The sequence below is a fragment of the Ferruginibacter sp. genome, assembly GCF_014377975.1.
Taxonomy (GTDB): domain Bacteria; phylum Bacteroidota; class Bacteroidia; order Chitinophagales; family Chitinophagaceae; genus Ferruginibacter.
In genome coordinates, this window is sequence record NZ_JACMOO010000146.1 from 1 (window position 1) to 3,105 (window position 3,105).

General features: G+C 37.3%; 2 protein-coding genes and 1 pseudogene. 1 reads left to right on the forward strand and 2 read right to left on the reverse strand.

What is annotated here, in order from left to right:
- Positions 1 to 1,349 (reverse strand): annotated as a pseudogene (locus H7254_RS08710) (hypothetical protein); the annotation flags it as partial.
- Positions 1,350 to 1,684: 335 nt separating this feature from the next.
- Positions 1,685 to 2,161: a DinB family protein gene (locus tag H7254_RS08715; protein ID WP_301932603.1), complete on the reverse strand. Its 477-nt coding sequence runs from the start codon at positions 2,159 to 2,161 to the stop codon at positions 1,685 to 1,687.
- A gap of 282 nt (positions 2,162 to 2,443) precedes the next feature.
- On the opposite strand from H7254_RS08715, the gene H7254_RS08720 reads away from it, so the two are divergent.
- On the forward strand, positions 2,444 to 3,105 hold a 662-nt coding region (locus H7254_RS08720; RefSeq protein WP_301932604.1), incomplete at its 3' end, for an oxidoreductase.

The following is a 3,105-nucleotide window of genomic DNA, read 5'->3' on the forward strand; positions in this document are numbered from 1 at the left end:
CTTTCATTGCCGTCAAATTCGTTTATTGGCATTAATTCGATACTGTTTATGCCAATATTTTTTAAGTATTGAAGAGAATCTATTAATGATTGGTAACTATGTTCAGCAGTAAAATCTCTTATCAATAATTCATAGGTAATAAGATTCTTTTTATCCGGTTTAGCAAAATTATTAACTATCCATGTGTACTGCGGTTCTGCGGTTTGTAAAATCCCCACAATGCCTGTCGTTAAACCTGCAGGATAAGGTTTTAAATTAGGATATGTTACTGCTGAGATAAATCCATCATTATCCTGGTCCAAAACTTTTTGTGTGTATGGATCAGCTACTCTGATAGTATTGTCTACAAGATACTGGAAGCCGTATTCAACGCCGGGCGTAAGTCCTGTAACTGTAAGCCAATAATAATTTCCATCAGGTGTTTTGTTCATCTGGTATGCACAACTTTGTGCCCAGTTAGTAAAATCACCAATTACAATTACACTTGTTTTATTTGGTGCATATAAAACCAAAGTTGCAGAAGTATTGTTAGCAGCATAATTTATTCCTTCGATCATCCCTGCCGGCAAGGGCGAAATCGTTTGCGTAGGTGGTATAAAAAAAGAAAATGAATCTTTTTTCAACCCGGTACCATCATTACCTTCCAACATTATTTTTTGCTCGCATGGTGTAGATATAGTGGGATTAGCAGTTATTGAAGTTGATGCTGTCGCAGTATTTACTGTAGTTCCATTCAATTTAATTGTGAGCGCAGCATTATTAGAAGCTACGCCTGAAATATTTACATTCCCTCCCAAAGGCACAGAGATAGGCTCTGCGTATGGAATATAGCGAGGCTCGAAGGGTGGTAAATTCAATCTTACATTAAATTGCCCTGCAGTATATACCGGAATATACATATCACTCACGTCTGAGTTTACTGCTTTTAAAGCACCTGAACCATTTCTAAAAATTACATTTACTTTTAAAATTGTTTCGCCCGCAGGTACGTTAAAAAAAGTACGCACATTTACAGGGTTATTTGCGAGATCTTTTAAAATATACTGATATTTATTTGCTCCTAATGCTGTTGCATTAGCTTGGGGATTCGTCGATCCATAAGCAAATTTTACATACCTCCAGTCAGAAGGGCCTGTACTTAAATTTGTAATGACGCCAACATGAACGTATACATTAGAAGAGTTTCCCCCTTCAAAATTGAAAAGTCCCTGATTACCTTTTGCACAGTCAATGGTAAAAGAAAGATTATTGTTCTCCTGTGGAAATTCAGGTGTCCAGGTGAGTAGTCTTTGTGCATTGGTAGTGAATGCCACACATAAAAATAAAAAAACAAGTATTTTTTTTTTCATAGCAATTGATTATTTTAAAACGGGCGCTTTTAAAGATAGTTAATTATAACGTGTTGTGTTATAAGAAATCAAAACATGTTTGATCCGGGCTAATTTTTTCCATTCAAGTGATTGATCCAATACAATATTGACATTTATGGCAGTTTTAATGTGAAGCTAGTTAACAGCCCATCCTATGTTTTTACATAGCTTCTTTTAAGAATCAACTGATCACTGATTTTGATCAAAGAATGGAAAATGAAAAAGATTCGGCAATTTTGGGTGCACATTTTTTTGTGTAAAATAATTGTCTGCTGCATCCCGTATCTCGACTGAAATAGTTCACGAGTCAGTCTTCACAAACGAAAAAAATCTTTACGAAAGTTTTTTCTGAGAGCTGCAATGTAACCGTAGTGCAGGCCTTCGTGGTAAAAAAGAAATTCAGTAGCTGTATTTATATCCGGAAGTTCTGTTCCGTACCTTGTTGTCCAGGGTTTGTAAGCAGAAAACTTATTGAGCAAATAATCCTTTTCAAAGGTGTCGATAGTAGAAACGGCGAGTGATTTAAAATAATCAATTTCTGAACTGTCCACAAATCTTACCGGCTTGGTTCCCGGTTTATAATGCTCAAAGATTTCCCGGTCTATGGACATTGCCTCACCTGCCCGGAGATAGCATACTCCCTGCTGGGCTGCTATTAAATGCCCAATGTTCCATATAATATTATTGTTAAACCCGGGAGGGATATAATTGAACTGTTCTGTAGTAAGATCATGAACAGCATCCAATAAATACATTCTTACTTTTCTGTAACGGTCAAAAATATTTATCATTTTACAATTTGTTTATAAAAGTTGTAAGCATCAGGGATCGTTTGTTTAAAATTGAAATTTTTGTAAGGTTAAATGTATATCATTTATACATTAATGAACTGTACCAAATTTTTATCATTGTTTAGCCATAGAAAAAAAGCTGTTACTCTTTCATTAAAAATGACACACAACCGGCACCCTTATTAACCTTTCCCGAAATTCGACATTAAGAAGAAATTTATTTTAACGAATATGTATTATTTTTAGAACAGTAAAATACATCGTATAATTAAAAATAGTTTTATGGAAAAAGTATGGCTGATAACAGGTTGTTCCACCGGATTTGGCAGAGAACTGGCAAAAGCAGCATTGCATAATGGAGATAAAGTAGCTGTCACTGCACGAAAAACCGCTGACGTTGAAGATATAGTTGCCGGAGAAAACAATGCACTGAGTCTTTCATTAGATGTTACAGATGGTGGCCAAATCAAATCTGCTGTAGATGCCGTTATGGAAAAATGGGGCCGAATAGATGTGCTTGTGAACAATGCCGGCATCGGGTATTTCGGTGCAGTAGAAGAAAGTGAAGAAGCTGCTGTAAGACAAATGTTTGAAATTAATTTCTTTGGCCTTGCGCATGTAACGCAGGCGGTATTGCCGATAATGCGCAAACAGCGGAGCGGGCATGTCGTGAATATTGCTTCTATCGGCGGCCTGAGAGCTTTTCCTGCAGTTGGTTTTTATAACGCTACTAAGTTTGCTGTAGATGGGTTATCTGAAGCGCTTGCAAAAGAAGTTGCACCGCTCGGTATAAAAGTCACCATTGTGGCGCCAAGCGGTTTTCGTACAGATTGGGCAGGAAGATCTGCCGGGGATACCGCTATAAAGATTCCGGATTATGCAGAAACTTCAAAACTAAACCAGGACACGATCCGCGGTAACAGCGGCAACCAGCCCGGCGATCC